Genomic DNA, 22,255 nt, shown 5'->3' with positions numbered 1-22,255 from the left:
CTCCTGAAAACTAAGCAGGGTAAGTTTTTGGGTAGACATAGCACAAAAATTGCTCATTTATTTGATAAGTAGGTCAACATAATTAAACATAAAATGCCCAGAAGATTGATTCCTGAATTCTTTGAGAAGTTGGGGGTCTGGGTACTATGTTTTTTCAGTTGAGCTACTTCTTGGAAATCTTGTAGAGATGTATCATCAACCGTCTCTACCATTAAAATAACTCAAATTTTCAGAACTCAGCCCTCTGTAAATTGAAAAGCTTGCGGTGCAGACAGGGTATGGGGTTGCAGGTTCGGGAAAATATAGCATTCCTCACTCAATCATAAGCCTTTCGGGTACACTCTGCTCCCGGCTTAATCCGTGCGTTAGCACTGCGTGAACAACAAAATTCCCCCACCCAAGATCAGCGACTTCTTTAAGAAGTCGGGGATATCATAGTATTGCTATATTTTTGCTATTTTGGCTCTTTTAAAAGGATATTTAGTTCAGGAGGCAGGAGATAGGAGGCAGGAGGCAGGAGGAACCCACATTTAAAAACGTAGGACTGAAGCAAGGACGCTTTGTATTTCGTGCTACGTATCTCGATACAATTCTTTTTTTAAACTGGGCTTTAAACCCAGAACTAAAGTTTTTATTCATACTTCTTTCCTCCTGCCTTCTTTGTAAATAAGGGTTTTTCGTAACAAAACATTACTTTTACTGAAATAATAGAAAACTTTTGCTACCCACTGGAGCGCAAATCCAGTTATAATTTATTGCTGTCTGATACCTGTGCCGGAGCTTTACTGATGACCACTCAATCTGCCCTCAATGAAGTAGCTAAAAATTTAGAACAGCATGAAAACTCAACCCGGATTAAAAAATTAATATATTGTGCTTGTACAAATAATTGGCAGAATGATCAAGATATCCTAGACAGATTCAAATTAACAGAATTAATTCAGGAATTGTACAGTTTTAACCCAACCATAGAACATTTGAATTATACTTTCTATCAAATTGTCAATACCCTAAGTAAACCACGCGAATACTCTCTAGTTGCCAATATCATTTTAAATGAAATAGAGAAATTATATGTAATCAATGAGGAATTCACAGGAATAATATTTAATCAACCCTACCCACAAGAATCAACAGGAATAATATTTAATCAACCTCAGCAAGAAATATCGTCAAATCCTCTCGATGAATTTACAGGCTATCAAATCAAATATGAATATAATAAATTTGATTTACGGCAAAATATTATGCAGTATACTAACCCACTCAGAGCTAAATTAGTCTTATTTTTTGCTTTTTACAATAAGATTGATTTCTTAGAAGAGGACTGGAACAAACTGAGAGCAGAAGAACTGGATGGTTTATTGGAGAAAGTATTTGATTCTTGTGCCACTATCAGAGAACTGGAATCTAAACTAAATAATGCAGTTATATCTCTAGGTAACCAGTATGAAGACTCTCAAGCCGCAGGTGCAATCATGCAATCTATGCAGGGTTTTTATGGCGATATTTCATCAAATCAAGATCAATATCAACCGCCGAAAAAATCCTCATCTGAAGAAACTAGTACCATCACTAATGCTTATCATCAAATAACTTCATCTGATGATGATAGCGATATCTATGAAAATGACAAAGATAGTACTTGTCAACTTATAGCACCTCCTACACCATATCCATTCAATAAAAAACAATAAATGACAATTCTAAACCATTCTTGAGTCTAGGAAAATTTGAAAAACTTTATAGTAATTGCAAGGGAAAGATATGGATGCCAATGAACTTCTGAAGAGATATGCAGATGGAGAAACAAAATTTATCGAAGCCCAACTCAGTGGCGTAAATCTATTTGGTGCAGACTTGATAGGTGTAGCCTTAAATCAGGCAGATTTGAGTAATGCTATCCTAATTTTTACCTATCTCAGTCGAGCAATTTTGAATAGAGCAAATCTAACTTATAGCAACCTCAGTGGCGCTAATTTAAATCAGGCAACTTTAATCAATGCTAACTTGCATGATGCTGATTTGCATGGTGCGAGTTTACAGGGTGCTAATTTGCAAAATGCTAATTTAACCTTAGCGGATATGCTAGATGCTAACTTAATGAATGCCGATTTGCGGGGAGCTAATCTCAGTGGTGCTAACCTCACAGGTGCGTGTATGCGTGGTGCTAACCTGCGAGAAGAAAAGAGAGTTTTCACTGCTATTTTACTGGGTGCTAACCTACATAAAGCTGACTTGCGCGGTGCTGATTTAACAGGTGCTAACTTAGCTAAAGTTAATCTGAGTGGTGCTAATTTGACTGAAGCAACGTTGCGTGGCGTTAATCTGAGTGGTGCTAACTTGAGTGAAGCAATTTTAAATAATGCTTCTCTGAGTGATATTAATTTAAGTGGCGCTAATTTATCAGGTGCTAATTTGATGAATTCTAGACTAGAACGTGCAAATCTGATAGATGCCGAACTTACAGATATTAATTTGTATGGTGCGCTGATTGCAGATGCTAAACTGACTAGAGCGAAAATGAATGGAGCAAACCTGAGTTTTGCTAGACTCAGTAGAGCAGATTTAAGTCGCGCTATCCTGCGGGGAGCTAACCTCATGGAAGCAGACTTAGTTGATGCCTATCTTGCTAAAACAGACTTGACAAATGCTAATTTAAACAAGGCAAATCTAATTAGAGCAGAAATGAGTACCGCAAATCTGATGGGTGCTGATTTGCGGGAAGCGGTAATGCCTGATGGCACAATTAAATATTAATCAGGGAACAGGGAACAGGGAACAGGTAATATTTATCTGACTCCTGACTCCTGACTCCTGCTGTATATTACTCCCCAGTAATAGAGAGTTCACTTACCCAAATTCTGGGACAAACTCCCCCAGGTGTTAACTCGGCTTCTTTTTCTACATAAACAATAGATTTCAAGACTTCCAAGAAATCACCAGCTACTGTTGCCGACTCAATACTGGTTTTCTCACCTTTGTTAACTAACCAACCATCAAAAGGCAAAGAAAACGAACCTTGTAAAGCCTTAACACCTGCATGGAGGGCTTGTAAATCATCAATTAAAATCACATTTTCCGCAGTTTCTAAACTCAATTCTTTCTCTGCTGTTCCTGCTGCAAAAACATGATAAAAATTGGGACCCACGCTCACCTTTGCCCCAATACTAGCATTACCCGTAGGTTGAGCATTTAACCGTTTTGCAGTTCCCGCACTGTGGAGAAAACTGGATAAAACACCACTTTCTATCAATTTCACCTGACGGGTAGGAGTACCTTCACCATCAAAACTTTCTGCCCCCACATTAGCCGGATGTAGGGCATCATCGTAAACTGAAAGTAAAGGTGAAGCAATTTGCTTACCGATATCATCAGCTTTTGACAAACTTTGATTGTCAAGAATACTTTGGGCATTAAATAAATTAGAAAACGCACCCAATAAGCTCAAGAAAGCTTCAGGAGAAAAAACCACCTGATATTTACCAGTTTTGATTTTTTCATAATGCAAATGACTGATAGTTTTCTCGGCTGTTTCTTGAATGCAACCTGAAATATCTAAATCCGCTACACTTTCCTTGACTCGATAAGCACCAGCACTGCGGGGTTTTTTCCCTTCTTCCTCAGTTTTACTGTAAAGATAAACTGAAGCCAAGGAATGAGATTCGGTTCTTAAAGCACCATCACTATTGAGATAAAAACGGTCAATATCTCTTTGTGCTAAACCATTATAAGGCACTCCTTTAATAGCAGGATGAGCCGCTAAAAGTTCTTTTTCTGCTACTAATAGTTTTTCGATTAGTTCAGCAACAGGTGCTGGAGATGCTTTTTCTTTGGTGTTGTTTTCGATGGGAATTGTTGCTTCTGGACTAAAATCAGGAACGTTTTCTTTCACACCAAAAAAACTAGCTTCGTAAGCAGTTTGTAAAGCTAATTCTAATCCTTTGGGGTCTACATCTGTGGTGCTAGTAACACCCATTGTATTTTCTTCGTTCCAAACCCGAACTGTTACCCCAGAACGGTTGGAAGCTTTAACTTGTTTGGGTTCTCCCTGGTCAACTTGAACGCTGGTATCATCTACGGTTGAACCGTAAATGTCAAATTTTTTAATGCCTAATTTGGCAGCGTTTTCTTGGGCGTAGGTTGCGATTTCTTCTATTTTTGGCATGATGCGATTTTGGATTTTAAGATTGGAGTTTCGCGCAAAGAGGCAAAGGAGCAAAGGCGCAAAGGAATAAAAGAATTAATTACCAGTTTCAGATCCCTGACTTCTAAGAAGAATATAATAATTTGTTGAAAGATCAAAAAAGAAGTCGGGGATCTTTTTGTTCACAGGATCTAAAATCTAAAATTATCTTCCGCCAACGGTGATGGAATCAACTTTAATATGAGGTTGTCCTACTGTGGTGTAAATACTGCCACTAACAGAACCACAAAAACCGGGAGCTAGTTCTAAATCTTGGGAACACATGGAAATTTTGTTCATAATTTCCTTGGCTTCACCGATGAGAGTAGCGCCTTTTAATGGTTTGGTAATTTTGCCGTTTTCTATTAAGTAAGCTTCATCAACGCTAAAGTTAAATTGACCTGTTGCACCAACACTTCCGCCACCCATTTTTTTGCAATAAATACCTTTATCAACGGAAGCAAATAAATCTTCATTGCTGTATTCGCCGCTATCAATATAGGTGTTTCTCATGCGACTAGCAGCCGCAAAAGTGTAATTTTGACGGCGACCGCTGCCAGTTCTGGGGTGTCCGGTTCTCACTGAACCAGTTCTGTCAGCAAGGAAGTTTTTGAGAACGCCTTTTTCAATTAAGAGAGTTCTTTGGGCGGGCATTCCTTCGTCATCCATATCAATTGTTCCGAAGGCATTGTCAGCGCGTCCTTCATCCCAAGCTGTTAAACTTTCATGGGCGATTTTTTCGCCTTTTTTATCAGCAAATGGAGTAGTTTTTCGTTCAATTTGGGTAGTTTCTAATAGATGTCCGCAAGCTTCATGGAAAATTACTCCGCCAAAATGATTGGCCATAATAATGGGGTAATTACCTGACTCGACATAATCTGCATAGAGCATTTTACCCGCAGATTCGGCGATGTGTTCAGCAGCTTGTTGATAATCCCAAGTTCTCAGGAAGTTAGCATCACTGGTATTACCTGCTCGTTCAGCAATAGAAGAACGGTTAGCACCATCAGCACAAAGAATATTAAAGCCGACGGACTGGGTAAGGCGAATATCACGGGCAAATGTGCCATCACTACCAGCAACTAATACTTCTTGCCAGTCACGGAAATAAGAAGCGCGGCGTGATTGGACGTGAGTAGCTTTTTTGTTGAGTTGGGCAGTACCATCAAGGAGAATTTCTCCCATTTCACGGATAGAACTGCACAGAGGTAGCCAGCCATCTTTACCACGTTTGATGGCGTAGTCTCTGAGTAGTTCTAGGTTGATTTCGGGGATGAAAGCACCAGGTCCGGGTAGTTGTAATCCCAGGATAGACAAACCTTTTTCTAAGGCTGCTTTCAAGCCTGCAAATGTCAGGTTATTGGTGCTAACGTAACAGTCACCTTTGCCGCGAAATACTCTCACTCCTGCACCAGTAGCTAAACTGGGTGAGATACTGGTGATGGTGTCGTCTTCAGCTAAACAACTAATGTAGTTACGACGTTCTAAAAAGAATTCTACAAAATCAGCACCAGCGGCGCGTCCTAGTCCCAAAAGGGTAGCCAGGGGCGCTTCCCAAGTGTCATCGAAGCGTTCTGTTGTGGATGAATACTGTAAACTTGGGAGTTGATTGGAAAGAAGTAGGGTATTTGTAAGCATGAATAGCCTCGTCTGCTGGCGTTATCAGAGATGTGACTGAAAAATCCTGGTGTGTTTAGTCTAACAAATCCATCAAAGCCGCTGTGGGCATTTAGGCAGTAGAGGTTTCCTCACCCTCTTATTCTGGGTGTTAGTAAGGAAAGTGAGAAGGATGAGAATCTTCCATTAATATCTGAATCAGGGTTATTAAGATTAAAGGATTAATAGGATTTAGCATTTATATTTATTTTTATACTATTCATTTTCATACAGTATATTATATTGTCTGATAGCGTAGCGTGGCGCAAGCCATATCAGGATTTACAGGATTAGAGGATTTAGAGAACTTAATAGAATGATTGATCCTGTTTTAATATCATTCTCCTATTCAGGGGAATCCAGAAAAATTTCCAGCTTAGATCCAAAATCGGGTTTTTCCCTCACTTTATTATTAAATAATGTTTCGCCAAAAGTATGGGAATCTCGGCTCAATACTTTATAGATTTTGAACAGTCATGGAAATTTTATTCCTTGCCACACTCCATCAGCATTGACCGACACTATTCCCTACTCTAGTTTTCCTAGATTACTTATTCCTGTTCAAGTAACATAAGTAGCTTACGCAGCCTGGGGATGAATAGTTGCAATTCATCAGCCGTGAATTGAGATAACAGTTGTTTCTCTTTCTCAAACAGAATAGGCATCACAGTATCCGCAAGCTGTATTCCTTTAGGAGTCAGTTGCACCATTACACTGCGCCGATCCTCTGCATCACGGACACGGGTTACTATCTGATCTTGTTCTAGGCGGTCAATCCGGTTTGTCATTGCGCCTGAAGACAGCATGAGCAAACTATAAAGTTCAGTAGGTTTCAAGCGAAAAGGTTGTCCCTGTCGTCGCAGTGTGGCTAACACATCAAATGACCAGACGTTCAAGCCATACTCAGCCAGTATGCTTTCGCGGTGCTTTTCCAGAAGACGGGCAATTCGTAGTACACGCCCAATTATCCCTATGGCTGAAGTATCCAACTGCGGCAATTCCTGTTGCCATTCCTCAAGAATGATGTCAATTCGATCTTTGTTCATATTGCCATTTTATCTTGACATCGAGATTCTTGACATTTATCTTTATTTTAAGTATCTTGATATCAAGATATATTTTCAAGAACTTTCTATCCTCCACACAAAACAACAGCCATGACACCCATACGTCTAGGTTTTCAGGGATCTGTTCCTAATGGTCAAAGCTACTTATATGTGCTGTTGGCATTGGTGAATGGTGCTATATTGCCAATTCAAAGCAATCTCAATGCTCAATTAGCGCGATCGCTCAATTCTGTACCCCTAGCCGCAGATATTTCTTACCTTGTCGGCTCAATTGCGTTGATTAGTTTGTTATGCACAGGTTGGTTTGGTCATCCAGATTGGTCTGCTTTAGCCAAAGCTCCCCGATGGACTCTGATGGGTGGTTTATTTGGAGTTTGGTATATTACCGCCAGTGCTTACTTCACATCTATTTTGGGGACTACCTTAACTCAGGGGCTAATTATATGTGGACAAGCAATTACTGGTTTGGTGACTGACCATTTTGGCTGGTTGGGAGTGAACCGCCGTCGCCTCACAGCTAATCGTCGTCTAGTTATAGCACTGTTAATTGTAGCAATTTTTTTACTTTCGCTACCAACCTAATACTTTTCAGTATCATCATTATGGATATTTTATTAGCATTGCTTGGCGCTGGTTCGGCTGGTGGTTTTTCAACAATTGGAACAGCCGTCAATGCCCAATTAAAGATAATACTCCACTCTCCAATAGCCGCAGCAACCATTAATTTTTTAGTTGGGTTTAGTATCCTGACATTGCTGCTAGGACTTGGTATTTTCAAACCCTGCAATCTTGACTTACTTTCTATTACTCCTTGGTGGGCATTTTTAGGCGGTTTACTAGGTGCAATTTTTGTAACCTTAAGTACCTTAATAGTTCCGAAATTGGGTTTAACCACCACTACTTTAGTTGTAGTATTTAGCCAAATGTTTATGTCAATGGTAATTGATCAGTTGGGATGGTTCGCTGCTATTAAATATCCGATTACCACACCCAAAATATTAGGAATTGCCACATTAGTAATAGCGATTGTAATTAATCAATTGGACAGAAACTATTCTCATAAAAACGTCCAGTAGTGCCTTAGAGCAGTTTGAACAATCGTTATATTTTTTTAAACTCATCTACTCACGGTAAAATTACACAAATTATTCCCTTACATCTAAAATAGCAAAAACTATGGAATGGCTTAATCAACCTGCTAATTGGTCACACTATGACCAGCAAATCATCGTTACAACTGCACCAAAAACCGATTTTTGGCGGATAACTCATTATGGTTTTATTCGTGATAGTGGACATTTCTACTTTGAGCGAGTGAGTACAGATTTTGTTGTTGATGTCAAGATAAAAGGCAAATACAAAGACTTATATGATCAGGCAGGAATTATGATTCGTGCTGATGAAAAACATTGGATTAAAACTGGAATTGAATATGTAGATGGAGTACAAAATCTGAGTGCTGTGGTCACTCATCACTATTCAGATTGGTCATTCACACCTTTGTTAAATCCTCCTGATATTTTTCAGCTACGGGTTGAGCGATGTCAAGAGGCTATTCATATCGCTTATTTAGATGAAAATTCTCGCTATGTTCCCTTGAGAATGGCTTATTTTCCAGTCGAGCAAGATATTCAAGTCGGAATAATGTGTGCATCACCACAAGGAAATGGATATGAGGTAATTTTTGAGGATTATCAATTAACAAAAAAAGGTGAAAAATAATCATGAATATTCAAGATTTAGCTGATTCTATCCTCCAAAAGCAATCAGAATTGTCAGTAGATAGAGGTTTTTTAGTTGCTGTCAGTGGGATTGATGGTTCTGGTAAAGGTTATATTACTGAAAAATTAATAACTGCTCTCAATCATCAAAATGTTAATGCTGTCTCAATTAATTTAGATGCTTGGCATAAGTTACCAAGTGAGCGATTTAATTCTGAAAATCTAGCCCAGCATTTTTATCATCATGCTTTTCACTTTGATGATCTATTTCAGCAATTAATACTACCATTAAAAAATCAGCGGATGATTAATTTAACGACCGTTTTAACAGGAATTACAGGTATATCACAAACCTATAATTATCAATTTGAAAATGTGGATGTAATTGTGCTTGAAGGGATATTTTTACTGAAGCGATCGCTCCAACATTTCTATGATTTTAAGATTTGGATTGATTGTTCATTTGCAACTGCTTTGGAGAGAGCAATCCAGCGAAATCAAGAAGGCATTCCATTAGAACAGATAATTGATGATTACCAAAAAATTTATTTTCCTGCCCAAAAGGAGCATTTGTCAATTGACAATCCTAAATCAATTGCAGACGTGATTTATATTAATGATTTCAAGTTGGTTTAATTTGTGTTTTAACAGGATAACTGGATTTGGGTAGGTTGTCAAAATATTCAGTGGCTGATTTCCTTCTTACGTAGTTGTGGTTTTGATATTTATATTTCCAGGTGCAAGATGTGAGTTGAGGCGATCGCAATCAAACCTACAGACTAAAATCCTGTAAATCCTGATATGGCTTTCGCCACGCTACGCTAATCAGACAATTCAAATTCTTAGTAGAGACATTTAAAAAAACGTCTCTACAAAATCTCTAAACGGCTAAACCTTCACAGCCTTTTCAGCTTGAAAATATAACAACAAACCATATTCCAAACCTGCAACTACAGCCTGATAAGAAGCTTCCAAAATATTTGTAGAAACTCCTACAGTTGTCCAACGTTGTTTACCATTTCCCGATTCTACCAAAGCGCGTGTTTTTGCCGATGTGCCTGTATTACCGTTGAGAATTCTGACTTTATAATCTGTCAACTCAAAGTCAGCAATTTGCGGATAAAAGTTCACTAAAGCTTTACGCAAAGCAGCATCTAAAGCTGCTACCGGACCATTACCTTCTGCTGCTTCGAGAATATTTTTACCATTTACACCTACTTTCACTGTAGCTAAAGAATTAGTAGTTTCTTTCACCTCCACTAAATCACAATGTACTTGAAAACCTTTAACTTCAAAAAACTGTTGTCTCAGTCCCAAAGCTTCATACATCAACAGTGCAAAACTAGCTTCTGCGGCTTCAAATTGATAACCTTCACTTTCCAATTCTTTCATCCGTTGGAGAATGTGTTTAGTTTGGGGATCATGTTTATCTAATTCCATTCCCAAAGTCCGGGCTTTAGCTAAAACATTACTTAAACCAGACTGTTCAGAAATGACAATGCGACGACGGTTTCCTACTTGTTCCGGCTGAATATGTTCATAAGTCAATGGGTTGCGTTCGACCGCAGAGACATGAATCCCACCTTTGTGAGCAAAAGCCGAACGTCCGACAAAAGGAGCGTGTTCATCAGGTGCGAGATTGACAACTTCGCTGACAAAGCGACTGGTTTCTGTAATTTGATTTAGCTGGTGTTCAGCGATACAGCTATAACCTAGCTTTAACTGTAAATTAGGAATCAGAGAACACAGGTTAGCATTACCGCAGCGTTCACCATAACCATTTATAGTACCTTGTACCATCTTTGCCCCTGCCATGACTGCTGCTAGAGCATTAGCAACCGCCATTTCTGAATCATTATGAGTATGTATTCCTATTTGGGAAATTGGTGATAAGTCCCCAGTTACCTGCACAACATCTTTAACAATTTGCGTAATTTCATGAGGTAAAGTTCCGCCATTTGTATCACATAGAACCAACCATTCAGCCCCTGCTGTTGCTGCTGCTTTTATTGTCTGTAAAGCATAATCAGGATTTTGCTTATAGCCATCAAACCAATGTTCAGCATCATAAATCACACGCCTTCCTTGAGAACGTAAATACTCAATGGTGTCGCGGATCATGGCTAAATTTTCATCTAGACTGGTTTTGAGTCCTTCAATCACGTGCAGATCCCAAGATTTACCGAAAATTGTTACCCAGCGCGTACCTGCTGCCAAAATCGCTTGTAGCATGGGTTCATCTACGGCTTTGGTGTGGGGACGACGAGTGGAGCAGAAGGGTACTATTTCGGCTTGTTTGAGGGGATTTTCTTGGAGTTGCCAGAAAAACTGCACATCTTTAGGATTCGCTCCTGGCCAACCGCCTTCAATGAAGGGTATCCCTAGTTGATCGAGTCTATGAGCAATGCGTAATTTATCTTCTATAGACACTGATAGTCCTTCCCGTTGAGTTCCATCGCGGAGAGTAGTGTCATAGAGCCAAAGTTGAGGAGAAGGAGTTGTGGTCATAAGTTCAGGAGTGAGGTGACAGGTGACAGGTGACAGATGACAGATGACAGGTGACAGGGGTGAGATGGGGGGAATAATATATTACTTTCTGCCTTTTGCCTTTTGCCTTTTGCCTTTTGCCTTTTTCCTGTTCCCTGCTGTAATTTAGTTTGGTAATTTAAATATGCCCAAGGTTCTAGCTCAAGGTAAATTAATTGAGTGTGAAAGCCAAGCCAATTTAAGGAAAGTGCTGCTAAAAAATGGTGTAGACCTCCACAACGGTGGTTCTAAGGTAATAAATTGTCGAGGTCTTGGCAGTTGTGGTACTTGTGCGGTTAAGGTAGAAGGCGAAGTGTCCGCAGTGAATTGGCGTGATCAAATGCGGCGTTCACTTCCTCCCCATTCTCCTGCATCTGACTTGCGTTTAGCTTGTCAAACTCAGGTTTTAGGTGATGTGAAAGTAACAAAATTTGATGGATTTTGGGGTCAAGGGTCTCAATTAGTTTGGACACCAGAAGGTTAAAAAGGAGAGAAACAAGATGGGTAGATGGACACCCTTAATTTTGATGGCTGGAGGCGTGGCAATTTTGCTGGGTACGTTGCTTGGTATTAACTTTCCTATGGGTGGACAACAAACCGCCAACGTCCCCCCAGGAAGGCGAGCTTCAAGCGTCCTCCCAGCTAATATTAATGTTAATAGCACTGCTACTAGGGATGATGCTGAAGCTGCTACCAGAAATAATTCTGAAACTTCTACCAGAAATAATTCTGAAACTTCTACCAGAAATAATTCTCAAACTACCAACAGGAATGACTTTGCTGATGATACTCGCCGCACCAGTGTAGCTCAAAGTAATGCTACTACTGAGTCAACAGGAACTACTGATAGTACACAAGGCTCAAATACTACTGATACTTCTACTTCCACAACAGATACTAGCTCAAGTTCAGGTGATATTAATCAAGACAAAGAACCTATTCGCGCTTTGTGGTAAGGGACTGGTGACTGGGGACTGGGGACTGGTGACTGGGGACTGGTGACTGGGGAATGGGAATATGAATAACCTAATTACCCATTACCCATTCCATTACCCATTACCCATTACCAATTAACAGTCCTGATAGGTTATTAGTTATTTACTAATGACTATTGGCTATTGACTGATGACTAGCGACGTTTTGATTATCGGTGGTGGCATTATCGGGTTGGCTTGCGCTGTGGAACTGAAGTTGCGCGGTGCAAATGCTACTATAGTTTGCCGTGATTTTACAGCCGCAGCCAGCCACGCGGCCGCAGGAATGTTAGCGCCTGATGCGGAAAATATCGCCAATGCAGCGATGCTGTCTTTGTGTTGGCGATCGCGTGCTTTATATCCCGACTGGATCAGCAAATTAGAAGAATTAACAGGTTTAAATACCGGTTATTGGCCTTGCGGCATCCTCGCACCAGTATATGAAAAAGTAGGGGAGCAGAGGAGCAGGGGAGCAGGGGAGCAGGGGGGCAGAGGAGAAATATCAATTTCCCAGTCTCCAAGCTTTTGGTTAGATAAAGTAGCCATTAACGAATATCAGCCAGGTTTGGGATCTGATGTAGTAGGGGGCTGGTGGTATCCTGAAGATGGCCAAGTTGATAACCGTGCTTTAGTCCAAGTTTTACGGAATGCTGCTGTGTCTTTGGGTGTGGAATTCAAGGATGGGGTGACAGTAGAAGCGATCGCTCAACAGCAAGGACAAGTTATAGGTGTCCAAACTAACATGGGCTTGCTTCGGTCTGACCATTATCTTTTAGCTGCTGGAGCTTGGGCAAATCAATTATTACCTTTACCAGTGCGTCCCCGCAAAGGACAAATGTTGCGGTTGCGAGTACCAGACTTTGTGACAGAGTTACCTTTAACGCGGGTGTTATTTGGTGAAAATATTTACATTGTCCCCCGGCGTAATCGCGATATTATTCTAGGGGCAACCAGTGAAGATGTGGGTTTTACTCCCGATAACACACCAGCAGGAATTCAAAGTTTACTAGAAGCTGCAACTCGTCTTTATCCCCAATTAGCAGATTATCCCATTCAAGAAATGTGGTGGGGTTTTCGTCCTGCTACCTCCGATGAATTACCGATTTTAGGCGATAGTCATTGTAAAAATTTAACTTTAGCTACTGGTCATTATCGCAATGGAATTTTGCTTGCACCAGTCACAGCCGTGTTAATTGCTGATTTGATTCTGTCACAAAAAACCGATCCCCTTCTAACTAATTTTCATTATTCGCGTTTTCAACACCAGTCATCTACAACAACATCCATGCTGACTCATCCTGCTAATTTCACTAACGGACATAGTAAAAATGTATATCTACAACCTGCGGAACTGAAACTACAAGATTCAGGATTAATTATTGCTGGTAAAACCTTTCAATCTCGCTTGATGACGGGTACTGGGAAGTATCGCAGTATTGAGGAAATGCAAAAAAGCGTTGTTGCTAGTGGTTGTCAAATTGTGACGGTAGCTGTGCGACGGGTACAAACTAATGCACCTGGACATGAAGGTTTAGCAGAAGCGTTAGATTGGGGTAAAATTTGGATGTTGCCTAATACTGCTGGCTGTCAAACGGCGGAAGAAGCAATTCGGGTGGCACGGTTGGGAAGGGAAATGGCGAAGTTATTAGGACAGGAAGATAATAATTTTGTCAAGTTAGAAGTGATACCTGATACTAAATATTTACTTCCCGATCCCATTGGCACTTTGCAAGCTGCGGAACAGTTGGTAAAAGAAGGTTTTGCTGTATTGCCTTATATTAATGCAGACCCGATGTTAGCCAAGCGGTTAGAAGAGGTTGGTTGTGCAACAGTGATGCCTTTAGCATCGCCTATTGGTTCAGGACAAGGGTTGAAAACTACTGCCAATATTCAGATTATTATTGAAAATGCCAAAGTGCCTGTGGTGGTAGATGCGGGTATTGGTGCGCCTTCGGAAGCTGCACAAGCGATGGAATTAGGTGCGGATGCGTTGTTAATTAATAGTGCGATCGCACTGGCTGAAAATGCCCCAGCAATGGCTTATGCGATGAATTTGGCAACTGTAGCGGGACGCATGGCTTATTTAGCAGGAAGAATGCCAATGAAGAATTACGCTAGTGCTAGTTCTCCTTTAACTGGAACAATTATGGGCTAATTTTCACTAATTTTGTGAGGCGGGTATTTTGCCCGCTTTTCTCTTGTTTATGTCTACCAAAAGTAAAATTAATTGTATAAATACATCTCCCTTTTGATACAGGAAAAATACTTCTCATCTCTCCAATAATAAGAGTATATTTTCATGATTTATAAACGCAGAATTATCATGGATAATCTTATTACCTATAACAACGATAAAGGACTTCTGGCTTATATTCAATTTCTTGCATCAAGAGCATTAAGAACCCAATATGATGGCACTGATCCAGTATTTGATTTTGAAGATGCACTTGATCAAACAGAAATAGCACATTTAACTGTAGATGAACTGAAAAAAGATCCTGAAATTAACGCTTTATTTACAGAAAGTTGGCTACCTGCACCGATAAATTTAGATGAATTAAGCAAACTTCCAGAAGGAACTTTAGGTCATATTTATGCTAAGGAAATGAAAGCTAGAGGCTTTGATCCTAACTTCTATAAAAAAGTTCCTGTTGTTGATGATATTTCTTATTTAAAGATGCTTTGGAGAAGTACCCATGATATTTATCATGTAGTCGCTGGGTTTGATACTGATGTTATGGGTGAATTGGGTTTACAAGCTTTTGTTTTAGCACAAACTCCTCTACCTATTAGCATTATGCTGGTAAGTTTTGGCATGGTTTTGATTAGTCTTTATCAACCTAATAAATTCCAGCCTTTAATGATGGAAATATCCCGTGGTTACTCTCTAGGTTCTCATACTCCTGTTAAATTGATATCCAAAAAATGGGATCAGTTTTGGAATGTTCCCATTAGTGAAATTCGCGCTCAATTACAAATAAATTCTTTTCCTGAATTAGCGGTAAGGTAAAATAGAATTACTGATACCACTCAATTATTTATATTTTTGGGAGTAGCAGTTGGTATTCTCTTCAAATACTTTCTTCTAATTTACCACTTTTATACTTGATTAAATCACCACTATCTTTACCATTTTGTTGTTTAAGACGTTTCCTGAGTTTAATTTCTACAGAACTATTAATATCAGGACTTGGAGTTCTATTTAATACAATACGTGCATAAATTTTGAATTCTTGCATTTCACTTATCAGTTTAGTTATAGATGAATCTATTTGGTTAAGCGATTTTTCTAACTTATGTCCTTTTAACTCAACAAAAAATGCTGATTTACCTTCACAGGATAAAATTAGATAATCACATCTTTCACCATCTTTAATTAAACAACCATCTACTTTAATTTTACAAATCTCTTTACCGTTTTCGTTAGTAACTCTATACTCTTGTTTATTTCCTGAATCTTTAACAACTATGGTTTTTCTGCTATCACAAAATTCCTTACATTCATTATTTCTAAAGAAATCGTTACACATAGTTAGTCATCCAGGTTGAACAAATCATTAAACTTGTCGTTAATTATACTGGATGCGCTATCTATTTTTTCCGCTTGAATTAATTTTAGTTCTTCATCAATAATTGATTCATAGCCATTTTCAGAAATAAAATAAGCTGAAATACGATCAGGATCAATCCAACTTTTACTATTAACAATACTTTCTACTGCTTCTCTTTCATCACCTACTTTATTTTTACCTACTTGATAAGCATATAAAAGATTATTGAAAGCCGATAAAATATAAGGACTATGGGTAGTTATAATTATTTGATTATTATAAACATTCGCTAATAACCCGATCAGTTCTACAATATCACTTTGGGTTTCAGGATAAAGGTGTGCTTCTGGTTCTTCAAAAACCATAAATACACTCGTTTTATCTAAAATATATCTAAATATCAGCAATAAAATCCAAACAGATTCTTGTTGTCCTGAAGAAGCATACTGTAGTTTGACATATTTGTTATTTTTAAAATAAATTCTTTCTTTATCAAGATCAGCATTAAATCTATATTCACCTTTGAGGATTTTTTTTAATAGTTTTGATAAATCAATACCTATATCTGAAGCAATATCTTTATTTTGAATGAGAGTGTTTAAATCATCGGTAAAGTAAGTTTTTAATAAATTAATTCTCTCTACAAAAGATTTGGTAAAATAGTCTAATGTATCTGGATTTTTTATTTCTTGAAGTTGATCTGTTAATGTAGACATCAAACTTCTACCCGCAGGAATAAATACAGAAGAATGTGTTTCTTCAAATATTTGATCAATGCGTGATTTGAAAAGTTTAAATCTGAATCTTATGTTTGATTCTAGTTCTCGTAATTCTTCTAATGATTTAAATAGATCATATTGTTCTTTAGAGATTATTTGGTAATTTGAAATTTCTGTAATTAGCAAATTTAATTCATTCTCTAAGATCAAGCTTAATTCTATATCTAAATGATCTTCGGATTTATAAATTGTTATTTTTTTTTCACTTGAATATTGATATGTAATTCTAAATTCTGCACAATCTGGTTTTAGTCCAAAATAATCGAAAAAATTAGATTCTATAAACCTTAATAAGGTATTATATCTATGACTGCTTGACACAAAATACATCAGATTATCTGCATATCTTATATAATTAAATATTGCATCTTTAAGAGATTTAAATATAAAAATTGTCTTGCTAATTGTACTTTTACCACTTGCTTGGGGACCAATTAACAGCATTACATCTGTGACATCAGCTTCAAATTTTTTAATTGGTCCAAAATTTTCTATAGATATTCTTTGCATAATTCTAATATTTAAATTTCTATTACAAGAGAAGATCAAGATTTTTATTATAGCAAAAGTATAGAGTCAAAACTTAGTTTGTGGTTGAATAAGTTAATGAAATGGTTAATTTGTCAATAGTTAGCACTGAATAATTAATATAAATTAATATTATTAAATGTAACGTTTTATAAATTAATATGAGAGTGAAACCATAATATATGTAACATTAAATAAAAGAAGATAACAAGGAATTACTTCATGCCCTATACCAACGAAGAAGGCGGTCTTCTCAACAATTTTGCCCGTGAACCCAAGGTTTATCAAGCTGAACCCCCAACGGATGGGCAAAAGCGCACCTACATTATTTTAGGAACTGCTGCTGCGCTTTTGGTTGGTGGCTTGATTTTTGTCGCCTTCACCGTGTCCAATCTCAGTTAAAAACAAATTATTTTAATAAAATTTAATTTTTTCAATTTCTCAGGTTCCCATCTTAGGATGAGCCTGATTTTTTTATTTTTTGTTAGAATTAAAGGGAATTTAAGTATAAATATATACTGTTAACGTGAGAAATCCTAGAAAAATTGATTCATCCTGAACAAAATACATTTACTTGAAAATCAGAGTAAGGAGATTTTTCGGTCAGTATGTATATTGTATTTGGGCTTTTGTAGCCACCATGAGCGTGAATGAAACTTTAACTACAGATATTTTTACCTTAAATCGACAAGTGTATCAACGCCTGAAGTTTGCTCTGAGTATAGGTTTGCGGCGACAGATATTTTTTGCGGTATGTGATGACTTACACTTAAGAAATCAAGTAGCTACTCGGTTGCATTCTACCCTAGCTTATCCAGTCAGTCAAGTGCTATATCACCCAGCAGAAACAGGAGGAATTAGCACGCCAGCTTATCCGCGCTTGGTGACATTGAGATTGAATTTAAATGATCCCAATCCCATAGCGCAGATAAATCAATGGTTAGCGAATTATCCCCCTCCCGTTGTTGGAGAATCAAAAGACAGCCCTGGTCGTCCTTTACCAATACCAGCCTTTCAAATTGTGGGTGTAGAACTGCTGACGAAACAATCAGTTGCAGTACAGCGTTTATTTCTGCACTATCTTCGATTAAGCGAGCAATATTTTTCTACCCAAGAAGCTAGTCCATTTCTCGAATCTAGCTTGCTGTTTTGGGTTCCTCGTCCTTGGTTGTATGCAATCCAGCAATCAGCACCAAAATTTTGGCAGTGTCGGACTGGTGTATTTATCTTTGCGGGAGAACCAACACCAACCTTAGAAAATCGCAGTTATCCAGAAAATTTCTCTAGTTTGCGAAGTGTAGATTTAGGCAATTTGGAAAAATCGATTCTCGATGAATCAATCACCTCAGAGGAAATCACAGACAACGCTGTCCAAGATTTTAAGTTTACTGAAGAGGATGAGGATTTTCTGGGACATCCTTCTGAAAATATGGAAGATAAATTACAGCCATCATCTACTAAATCTGCTCAGAATGATGTTATCCCCAAACTCTCATCTTTCCTACATATTAGTAATGAGTTAATGTCGTTATTTGAAGCAACACTCAACCCAAATATTGATGAAGATGCAAATGAAAACTTGCAAGCAAAGCAACTACTTTGGGAAATTGAACAATTAAAAATTCAGCAAGTTTCTGGGGAAGAACTTGCAGTAGCTTATCACAATTTAGGAACTTTCTATCGCTTCCGTATCGAACAAGGACAGTCAAGTTTAGAAAACTTGATGGTGGCTATTATTGCCTATCAGGAAGCTGTGAGCTATGACGATACTTCACCCCAACTCCCAGATACTTTAAATGATTTGGGTACGCTGTATTGGATGTTGCACCGCACACCAGGGAGCAGTGATGATGGGCAAACTTATATACAGCAGGGAATAGAGTTTTATCAGTTAGCAATCAAACTAATTTCACCTGATAGTCAATCGGAAATTTATGCTCGTGTGCAGAATAATTTAGCGACAGCTTATGGTGATTTAGCAAGATTTTCTCACCCTGTGGAAAATTGGCAGGAAGCTGTTAAAGCTTACAATGAAGCACTGCGCTACCGAACCGAAGAAATTGATCCCTTAAAGTATGCTGCTTGTCAAAATAATTTGGGGACTGCGTACTGGCATTTAGGACAATATAGTCAACCGGTGGAGCATCTTCAGAAAGCGATCGCTGCTTATAATTTAGCACTTGTTTATTACAAACCCAAAGATGAACCCATCAAGTATGGGATGATTCAAAATAATATCGGTACGGCTTATTGGAATTTATCCCAATATGAAAAACCATTGGAAAATTTACAATTAGCAGTTGATCTTTACCGTGAAGCTCTAAAATATCGCACACCAGCTAATATTCCTGCTGCTTGCGCTGCTACACGCAATAATCTTGGTACTGCCTACTGGCATATAGCAAATTTACCACAAGTAACGAAGGACATTCGCCAAAATTTCCTACAATTATGTATTAAGACATATCAGGAAACCCTTACCTTAGCTAATTCCTTGAATCAGAATATTTTAAGTTTTGATTTATTAGCGACACAAAATAACTTGGGTTTAGCTCATTATCAATTAGTCACAGATCCGTCTTTTAAAGGGGACAAACAAATCCTCTCTCAGCATTTAGAAGCATCTTTGGAAAATCATGTGCAAGCATTAGGAGGATTGGTTAAAAATACAGAAGCTTATCACGCAACTTTCAGTCATATAGTCAAAATAATTCGGACTTTTCATCTTGAATTAGGTATTCAAGGACAAAATCTGGCTTTATCTAAAGTCCCAGGTAATTTGATTCCAGAAATTTTACCTAAGTTGTAAAAGGAGGGAACAGGGAACAGGGAACAGGGAACAGGGAACAGGGAACAGGGAACAGGGAACAGGGAACAGGGAACAAGGAGATAAATAACCCAATTACCAATTAATTCCCTGCCTTCACAGATATGATAACTATTCCAACGGACTTGATATAAAATAGTCTTCTGTACTCTGTTCCCTGTTCCCTTGTTAATTACTACACCAGACCTATGAGAGAGACTTTCCTAGAGGTTCGCAATCTACAAGTTGAATTTTCCGGTGATGGCAGTCAGCTTAAAGCTGTGGATGATATCAGCTTTAATTTACGTCGAGGTGAGACTCTAGGAATAGTAGGAGAGTCTGGAAGTGGTAAATCGGTGACAGCACTAGCAATTATGGGTTTGTTGCAATATCCCGGTAAGGTGAGTGGGGGAGAAATTTGCTTTCGTCCCCAGGAAAATGCTAAAGCTATCGATTTATTGGCTTTACCTGCTGAAGAAATGCAGCTTTACCGGGGTGGAGATATTGCTATGATTTTTCAAGAACCAATGAGTTCTTTGAACCCAGTTTATAACATTGGTTTTCAGCTGACAGAAGCAATTATGCGGCATCAAAATGTCAGTGCATCGGAAGCCAAAAGAATTGCGATCGCAGGTCTGCAAGAAGTTAAACTTTTACCTAACGATGAAAAAATTCAACAGCAATATCTCGATAACTGGCATGAAACAAACCCGAAAATGCCTCTACCCAGTGATTTTAAATTAGCGCAGTTGGTGAAGGAACAAAAAGCAGCGATGCTAGAACGTTTCCCTCACGAACTATCTGGAGGACAGTTACAACGGGTAATGATTGCAATGGCAATTTCCTGTAATCCATCACTGTTAATTGCTGATGAACCGACTACAGCTTTAGATGTAACGGTACAAGCCACAATTATTGAGTTGATGCGTGAATTGCAACAAAGCCGCGATATGGGCATGATTTTTATTAGCCATGATTTGGGGTTAATTTCCGAAATTGCTGACCAAGTTGCAGTGATGTACAAAGGTAAAATTGTTGAATATGGGGCAGCATCAGAAATTTTTACTTATCCCCAACATCCATATACTAAAGGTTTGGTAGCTTGTCGTCCTAGTCTTAACCGTCGTCCCCAAAAATTACTGACAGTTTCTGATTACATGATTGCAGGGAAAGATGAATTTGGACAAATAGTAATTAAAGCCCAAGAACCAGCAGTACCAACGGAAGTTACTACAGAAGAAATTAACATAAGAGTGGAAAATCTCATCCAAAAAACACCACTTTTACAAATTGATAATCTTAAAGTTGGGTTTCCCATTCGGGGAGTTTTCGGAGCTACAAAACGTTATCATATAGCAGTAAATGGCGTTTCTTTTGATGTCTATCCAGGGGAAACATTGGGATTGGTGGGAGAATCTGGTTGTGGTAAAACTACTTTGGGTAGAACTTTGCTCAGATTAATTCAACCGATGGCTGGTAAAATTATTTTCGATGGGCAAAATATCACCACTCTCAAAGGAGAACCGCTACAAAAATTAAGACGGGAAATGCAAATAGTTTTCCAAAATCCCTTTAGTTCCCTTGACCCTAGAATGAAAATTGGGGAAGCGATTATGGAACCTTTATTAATTCATTCTGTGGGAAAAACAAAACAACAACGAAGAGAAAGAGCAGTAGAACTTTTAGAAAGGGTGGGATTGAGTGCTGATGATATGAAACGCTACCCCCATCAATTTTCTGGTGGTCAACGTCAACGCGTTTGTATTGCTCGTTCTTTGGCTTTAAATCCTAAGTTTATTATTTGTGATGAGTCGGTTTCTGCTTTGGATGTTTCGGTACAAGCCCAAGTTTTGAATTTGTTAAAAGAATTGCAACATGATTTTAAATTGACTTATATTTTTATTTCCCATGATTTAAGTGTGGTGAAATTTATGAGCGATCGCATTTTAGTCATGAATCAAGGTAAAATTGTCGAATCTGGTACATCTGAAAGTATTTATCTTCAACCACAAGAAGAATATACACAAAAATTAATTGCCGCTATTCCTACAGGCAGTGCTGAACGGATGAAAAACCGCAATTTCAATTAAGTAGTTGTGCAGAATAAATGTACATTTAGGAGAGGGAACAGGGAACAGGGAACAGGGAACAGATAAGCACTACAGGAATTTGTATTTGTTCCAAAAATATGCAATTAATTTTGCTCAGGTACTTAAATTAGGAGTCAGGAGTCAGGAGTCAGAATAATTGTTTAACAAGTGCTGAAATATAAGATCCCCGAATTCTTTTTTATCCTATAAATAAATGATGAATTGATTTCAGAAGTCGGGGATATAGCGTTTTCCAGTCTAATGAAGTACACATCAATTTATTCCTTGTTCCCTGTTAAGAGTTCCCTTAAACTAAAAAACCTTGTATCTCACGAGCATGGGAACTGCTATATGATTGTTCAGTTTTTTTA

19 protein-coding genes are annotated in these 22,255 nt (G+C 38.3%); 13 read left to right on the top strand and 6 right to left on the bottom strand.

What is annotated here, in order from left to right; all coding sequences use genetic code 11:
• Window positions 1-788: 788 nt before the first annotated feature.
• On the top strand, window positions 789-1,697 hold the full coding sequence (locus H6G06_RS20295) for a hypothetical protein (RefSeq protein WP_190563412.1): 909 nt from the start codon (window positions 789-791) through the stop codon (window positions 1,695-1,697).
• A 70-nt stretch (window positions 1,698-1,767) separates the two neighbouring features.
• Window positions 1,768-2,760, top strand: coding sequence for a pentapeptide repeat-containing protein (locus H6G06_RS20290; protein ID WP_190563410.1), 993 nt, complete (start codon window positions 1,768-1,770; stop codon window positions 2,758-2,760).
• 67 nt (window positions 2,761-2,827) lie between these two features.
• On the opposite strand, the gene H6G06_RS20285 is transcribed toward H6G06_RS20290, so the two are convergent.
• From H6G06_RS20285 to H6G06_RS20275, 3 genes are all read right to left on the bottom strand, one after another.
• Window positions 2,828-4,168 (bottom strand): TldD/PmbA family protein, encoded by a 1,341-nt coding sequence (locus H6G06_RS20285; RefSeq protein WP_190563408.1) that lies wholly within the window; start codon window positions 4,166-4,168, stop codon window positions 2,828-2,830.
• A gap of 183 nt (window positions 4,169-4,351) precedes the next feature.
• Complete coding sequence (locus H6G06_RS20280) at window positions 4,352-5,824, bottom strand: TldD/PmbA family protein (protein WP_190563406.1); 1,473 nt, start codon at window positions 5,822-5,824, stop codon at window positions 4,352-4,354.
• A gap of 569 nt (window positions 5,825-6,393) precedes the next feature.
• Window positions 6,394-6,888 (bottom strand): MarR family winged helix-turn-helix transcriptional regulator, encoded by a 495-nt coding sequence (locus tag H6G06_RS20275; protein WP_190563404.1) that lies wholly within the window; start codon window positions 6,886-6,888, stop codon window positions 6,394-6,396.
• A 111-nt stretch (window positions 6,889-6,999) separates the two neighbouring features.
• On the opposite strand from H6G06_RS20275, the gene H6G06_RS20270 reads away from it, so the two are divergent.
• From H6G06_RS20270 to H6G06_RS20255, 4 genes are all read left to right on the top strand, one after another.
• Window positions 7,000-7,491, top strand: coding sequence for a DMT family transporter (locus H6G06_RS20270; RefSeq protein WP_190563402.1), 492 nt, complete (start codon window positions 7,000-7,002; stop codon window positions 7,489-7,491).
• Window positions 7,492-7,511: 20 nt separating this feature from the next.
• Window positions 7,512-7,985, top strand: coding sequence for a DMT family transporter (locus H6G06_RS20265; RefSeq protein WP_190563400.1), 474 nt, complete (start codon window positions 7,512-7,514; stop codon window positions 7,983-7,985).
• Between the two features lie 100 nt (window positions 7,986-8,085).
• Window positions 8,086-8,631, top strand: coding sequence for a DUF1349 domain-containing protein (locus H6G06_RS20260; protein ID WP_190563398.1), 546 nt, complete (start codon window positions 8,086-8,088; stop codon window positions 8,629-8,631).
• Between the two features lie 2 nt (window positions 8,632-8,633).
• On the top strand, window positions 8,634-9,266 hold the full coding sequence (locus tag H6G06_RS20255; protein WP_190563396.1) for a uridine kinase family protein: 633 nt from the start codon (window positions 8,634-8,636) through the stop codon (window positions 9,264-9,266).
• Window positions 9,267-9,518: 252 nt separating this feature from the next.
• Here the strand turns inward: H6G06_RS20255 and cimA are convergent, their stop codons facing one another.
• Window positions 9,519-11,138 (bottom strand): citramalate synthase, encoded by a 1,620-nt coding sequence (gene cimA, locus H6G06_RS20250; RefSeq protein WP_190563394.1) that lies wholly within the window; start codon window positions 11,136-11,138, stop codon window positions 9,519-9,521.
• A 163-nt stretch (window positions 11,139-11,301) separates the two neighbouring features.
• On the opposite strand from cimA, the gene H6G06_RS20245 reads away from it, so the two are divergent.
• The 4 genes from H6G06_RS20245 to H6G06_RS20230 all read left to right on the top strand — a co-directional run bounded on the left by H6G06_RS20245 (window position 11,302) and on the right by H6G06_RS20230 (window position 15,140).
• Complete coding sequence (locus H6G06_RS20245; protein WP_190563392.1) at window positions 11,302-11,640, top strand: 2Fe-2S iron-sulfur cluster-binding protein; 339 nt, start codon at window positions 11,302-11,304, stop codon at window positions 11,638-11,640.
• Between the two features lie 16 nt (window positions 11,641-11,656).
• A complete protein-coding gene (locus tag H6G06_RS20240; RefSeq protein ID WP_190563390.1) occupies window positions 11,657-12,112 on the top strand; it encodes a hypothetical protein in 456 nt (151 codons plus the stop codon).
• 169 nt (window positions 12,113-12,281) lie between these two features.
• Window positions 12,282-14,285, top strand: coding sequence for a glycine oxidase ThiO (gene thiO / locus H6G06_RS27875; protein ID WP_190563388.1), 2,004 nt, complete (start codon window positions 12,282-12,284; stop codon window positions 14,283-14,285).
• 168 nt (window positions 14,286-14,453) lie between these two features.
• The gene (locus H6G06_RS20230) at window positions 14,454-15,140 is read left to right on the top strand and encodes a Coq4 family protein (RefSeq protein WP_190563497.1); all 687 of its coding nucleotides are present in this window, start codon (window positions 14,454-14,456) and stop codon (window positions 15,138-15,140) included.
• Between the two features lie 61 nt (window positions 15,141-15,201).
• On the opposite strand, the gene H6G06_RS20225 is transcribed toward H6G06_RS20230, so the two are convergent.
• Both H6G06_RS20225 and H6G06_RS20220 read right to left on the bottom strand, forming a co-directional pair.
• Entirely contained in the window at window positions 15,202-15,660 is a 459-nt protein-coding gene (locus tag H6G06_RS20225) for a hypothetical protein (RefSeq protein ID WP_190563386.1), read from the bottom strand.
• Between the two features lie 2 nt (window positions 15,661-15,662).
• The gene (locus tag H6G06_RS20220) at window positions 15,663-16,970 is read right to left on the bottom strand and encodes an AAA family ATPase (RefSeq protein ID WP_190563384.1); all 1,308 of its coding nucleotides are present in this window, start codon (window positions 16,968-16,970) and stop codon (window positions 15,663-15,665) included.
• Between the two features lie 240 nt (window positions 16,971-17,210).
• On the opposite strand from H6G06_RS20220, the gene psb34 reads away from it, so the two are divergent.
• The 3 genes from psb34 to H6G06_RS20205 all read left to right on the top strand — a co-directional run bounded on the left by psb34 (window position 17,211) and on the right by H6G06_RS20205 (window position 21,884).
• On the top strand, window positions 17,211-17,390 hold the full coding sequence (gene psb34 / locus H6G06_RS20215; RefSeq protein WP_190563382.1) for a photosystem II assembly protein Psb34: 180 nt from the start codon (window positions 17,211-17,213) through the stop codon (window positions 17,388-17,390).
• A gap of 238 nt (window positions 17,391-17,628) precedes the next feature.
• Entirely contained in the window at window positions 17,629-19,797 is a 2,169-nt protein-coding gene (locus H6G06_RS20210; protein WP_190563380.1) for a tetratricopeptide repeat protein, read from the top strand.
• A gap of 206 nt (window positions 19,798-20,003) precedes the next feature.
• Complete coding sequence (locus H6G06_RS20205; RefSeq protein ID WP_190563378.1) at window positions 20,004-21,884, top strand: ABC transporter ATP-binding protein; 1,881 nt, start codon at window positions 20,004-20,006, stop codon at window positions 21,882-21,884.
• Window positions 21,885-22,255 lie beyond the last annotated feature (371 nt).

The sequence above is a fragment of the Anabaena sphaerica FACHB-251 genome, assembly GCF_014696825.1.
Lineage (GTDB): Bacteria > Cyanobacteriota > Cyanobacteriia > Cyanobacteriales > Nostocaceae > RDYJ01.
The sequence above is the reverse complement of the archived record's forward strand: the minus strand, read 5'-3'. Positions and strand labels throughout refer to the sequence as shown.

Coding starts and splice junctions, on each gene's coding strand:
- H6G06_RS20295 (WP_190563412.1), top strand. CDS start 789: ATGACCACTCAATCTGCCCTCAATGAAGTAGCTAAAAATTTAGAACAG.
- H6G06_RS20290 (WP_190563410.1), top strand. CDS start 1,768: ATGGATGCCAATGAACTTCTGAAGAGATATGCAGATGGAGAAACAAAA.
- H6G06_RS20285 (WP_190563408.1), bottom strand. CDS start 4,168: ATGCCAAAAATAGAAGAAATCGCAACCTACGCCCAAGAAAACGCTGCC.
- H6G06_RS20280 (WP_190563406.1), bottom strand. CDS start 5,824: ATGCTTACAAATACCCTACTTCTTTCCAATCAACTCCCAAGTTTACAG.
- H6G06_RS20275 (WP_190563404.1), bottom strand. CDS start 6,888: ATGAACAAAGATCGAATTGACATCATTCTTGAGGAATGGCAACAGGAA.
- H6G06_RS20270 (WP_190563402.1), top strand. CDS start 7,000: ATGACACCCATACGTCTAGGTTTTCAGGGATCTGTTCCTAATGGTCAA.
- H6G06_RS20265 (WP_190563400.1), top strand. CDS start 7,512: ATGGATATTTTATTAGCATTGCTTGGCGCTGGTTCGGCTGGTGGTTTT.
- H6G06_RS20260 (WP_190563398.1), top strand. CDS start 8,086: ATGGAATGGCTTAATCAACCTGCTAATTGGTCACACTATGACCAGCAA.
- H6G06_RS20255 (WP_190563396.1), top strand. CDS start 8,634: ATGAATATTCAAGATTTAGCTGATTCTATCCTCCAAAAGCAATCAGAA.
- cimA (WP_190563394.1), bottom strand. CDS start 11,138: ATGACCACAACTCCTTCTCCTCAACTTTGGCTCTATGACACTACTCTC.
- H6G06_RS20245 (WP_190563392.1), top strand. CDS start 11,302: ATGCCCAAGGTTCTAGCTCAAGGTAAATTAATTGAGTGTGAAAGCCAA.
- H6G06_RS20240 (WP_190563390.1), top strand. CDS start 11,657: ATGGGTAGATGGACACCCTTAATTTTGATGGCTGGAGGCGTGGCAATT.
- thiO (WP_190563388.1), top strand. CDS start 12,282: ATGACTAGCGACGTTTTGATTATCGGTGGTGGCATTATCGGGTTGGCT.
- H6G06_RS20230 (WP_190563497.1), top strand. CDS start 14,454: ATGGATAATCTTATTACCTATAACAACGATAAAGGACTTCTGGCTTAT.
- H6G06_RS20225 (WP_190563386.1), bottom strand. CDS start 15,660: ATGTGTAACGATTTCTTTAGAAATAATGAATGTAAGGAATTTTGTGAT.
- H6G06_RS20220 (WP_190563384.1), bottom strand. CDS start 16,970: ATGCAAAGAATATCTATAGAAAATTTTGGACCAATTAAAAAATTTGAA.
- psb34 (WP_190563382.1), top strand. CDS start 17,211: ATGCCCTATACCAACGAAGAAGGCGGTCTTCTCAACAATTTTGCCCGT.
- H6G06_RS20210 (WP_190563380.1), top strand. CDS start 17,629: ATGAGCGTGAATGAAACTTTAACTACAGATATTTTTACCTTAAATCGA.
- H6G06_RS20205 (WP_190563378.1), top strand. CDS start 20,004: ATGAGAGAGACTTTCCTAGAGGTTCGCAATCTACAAGTTGAATTTTCC.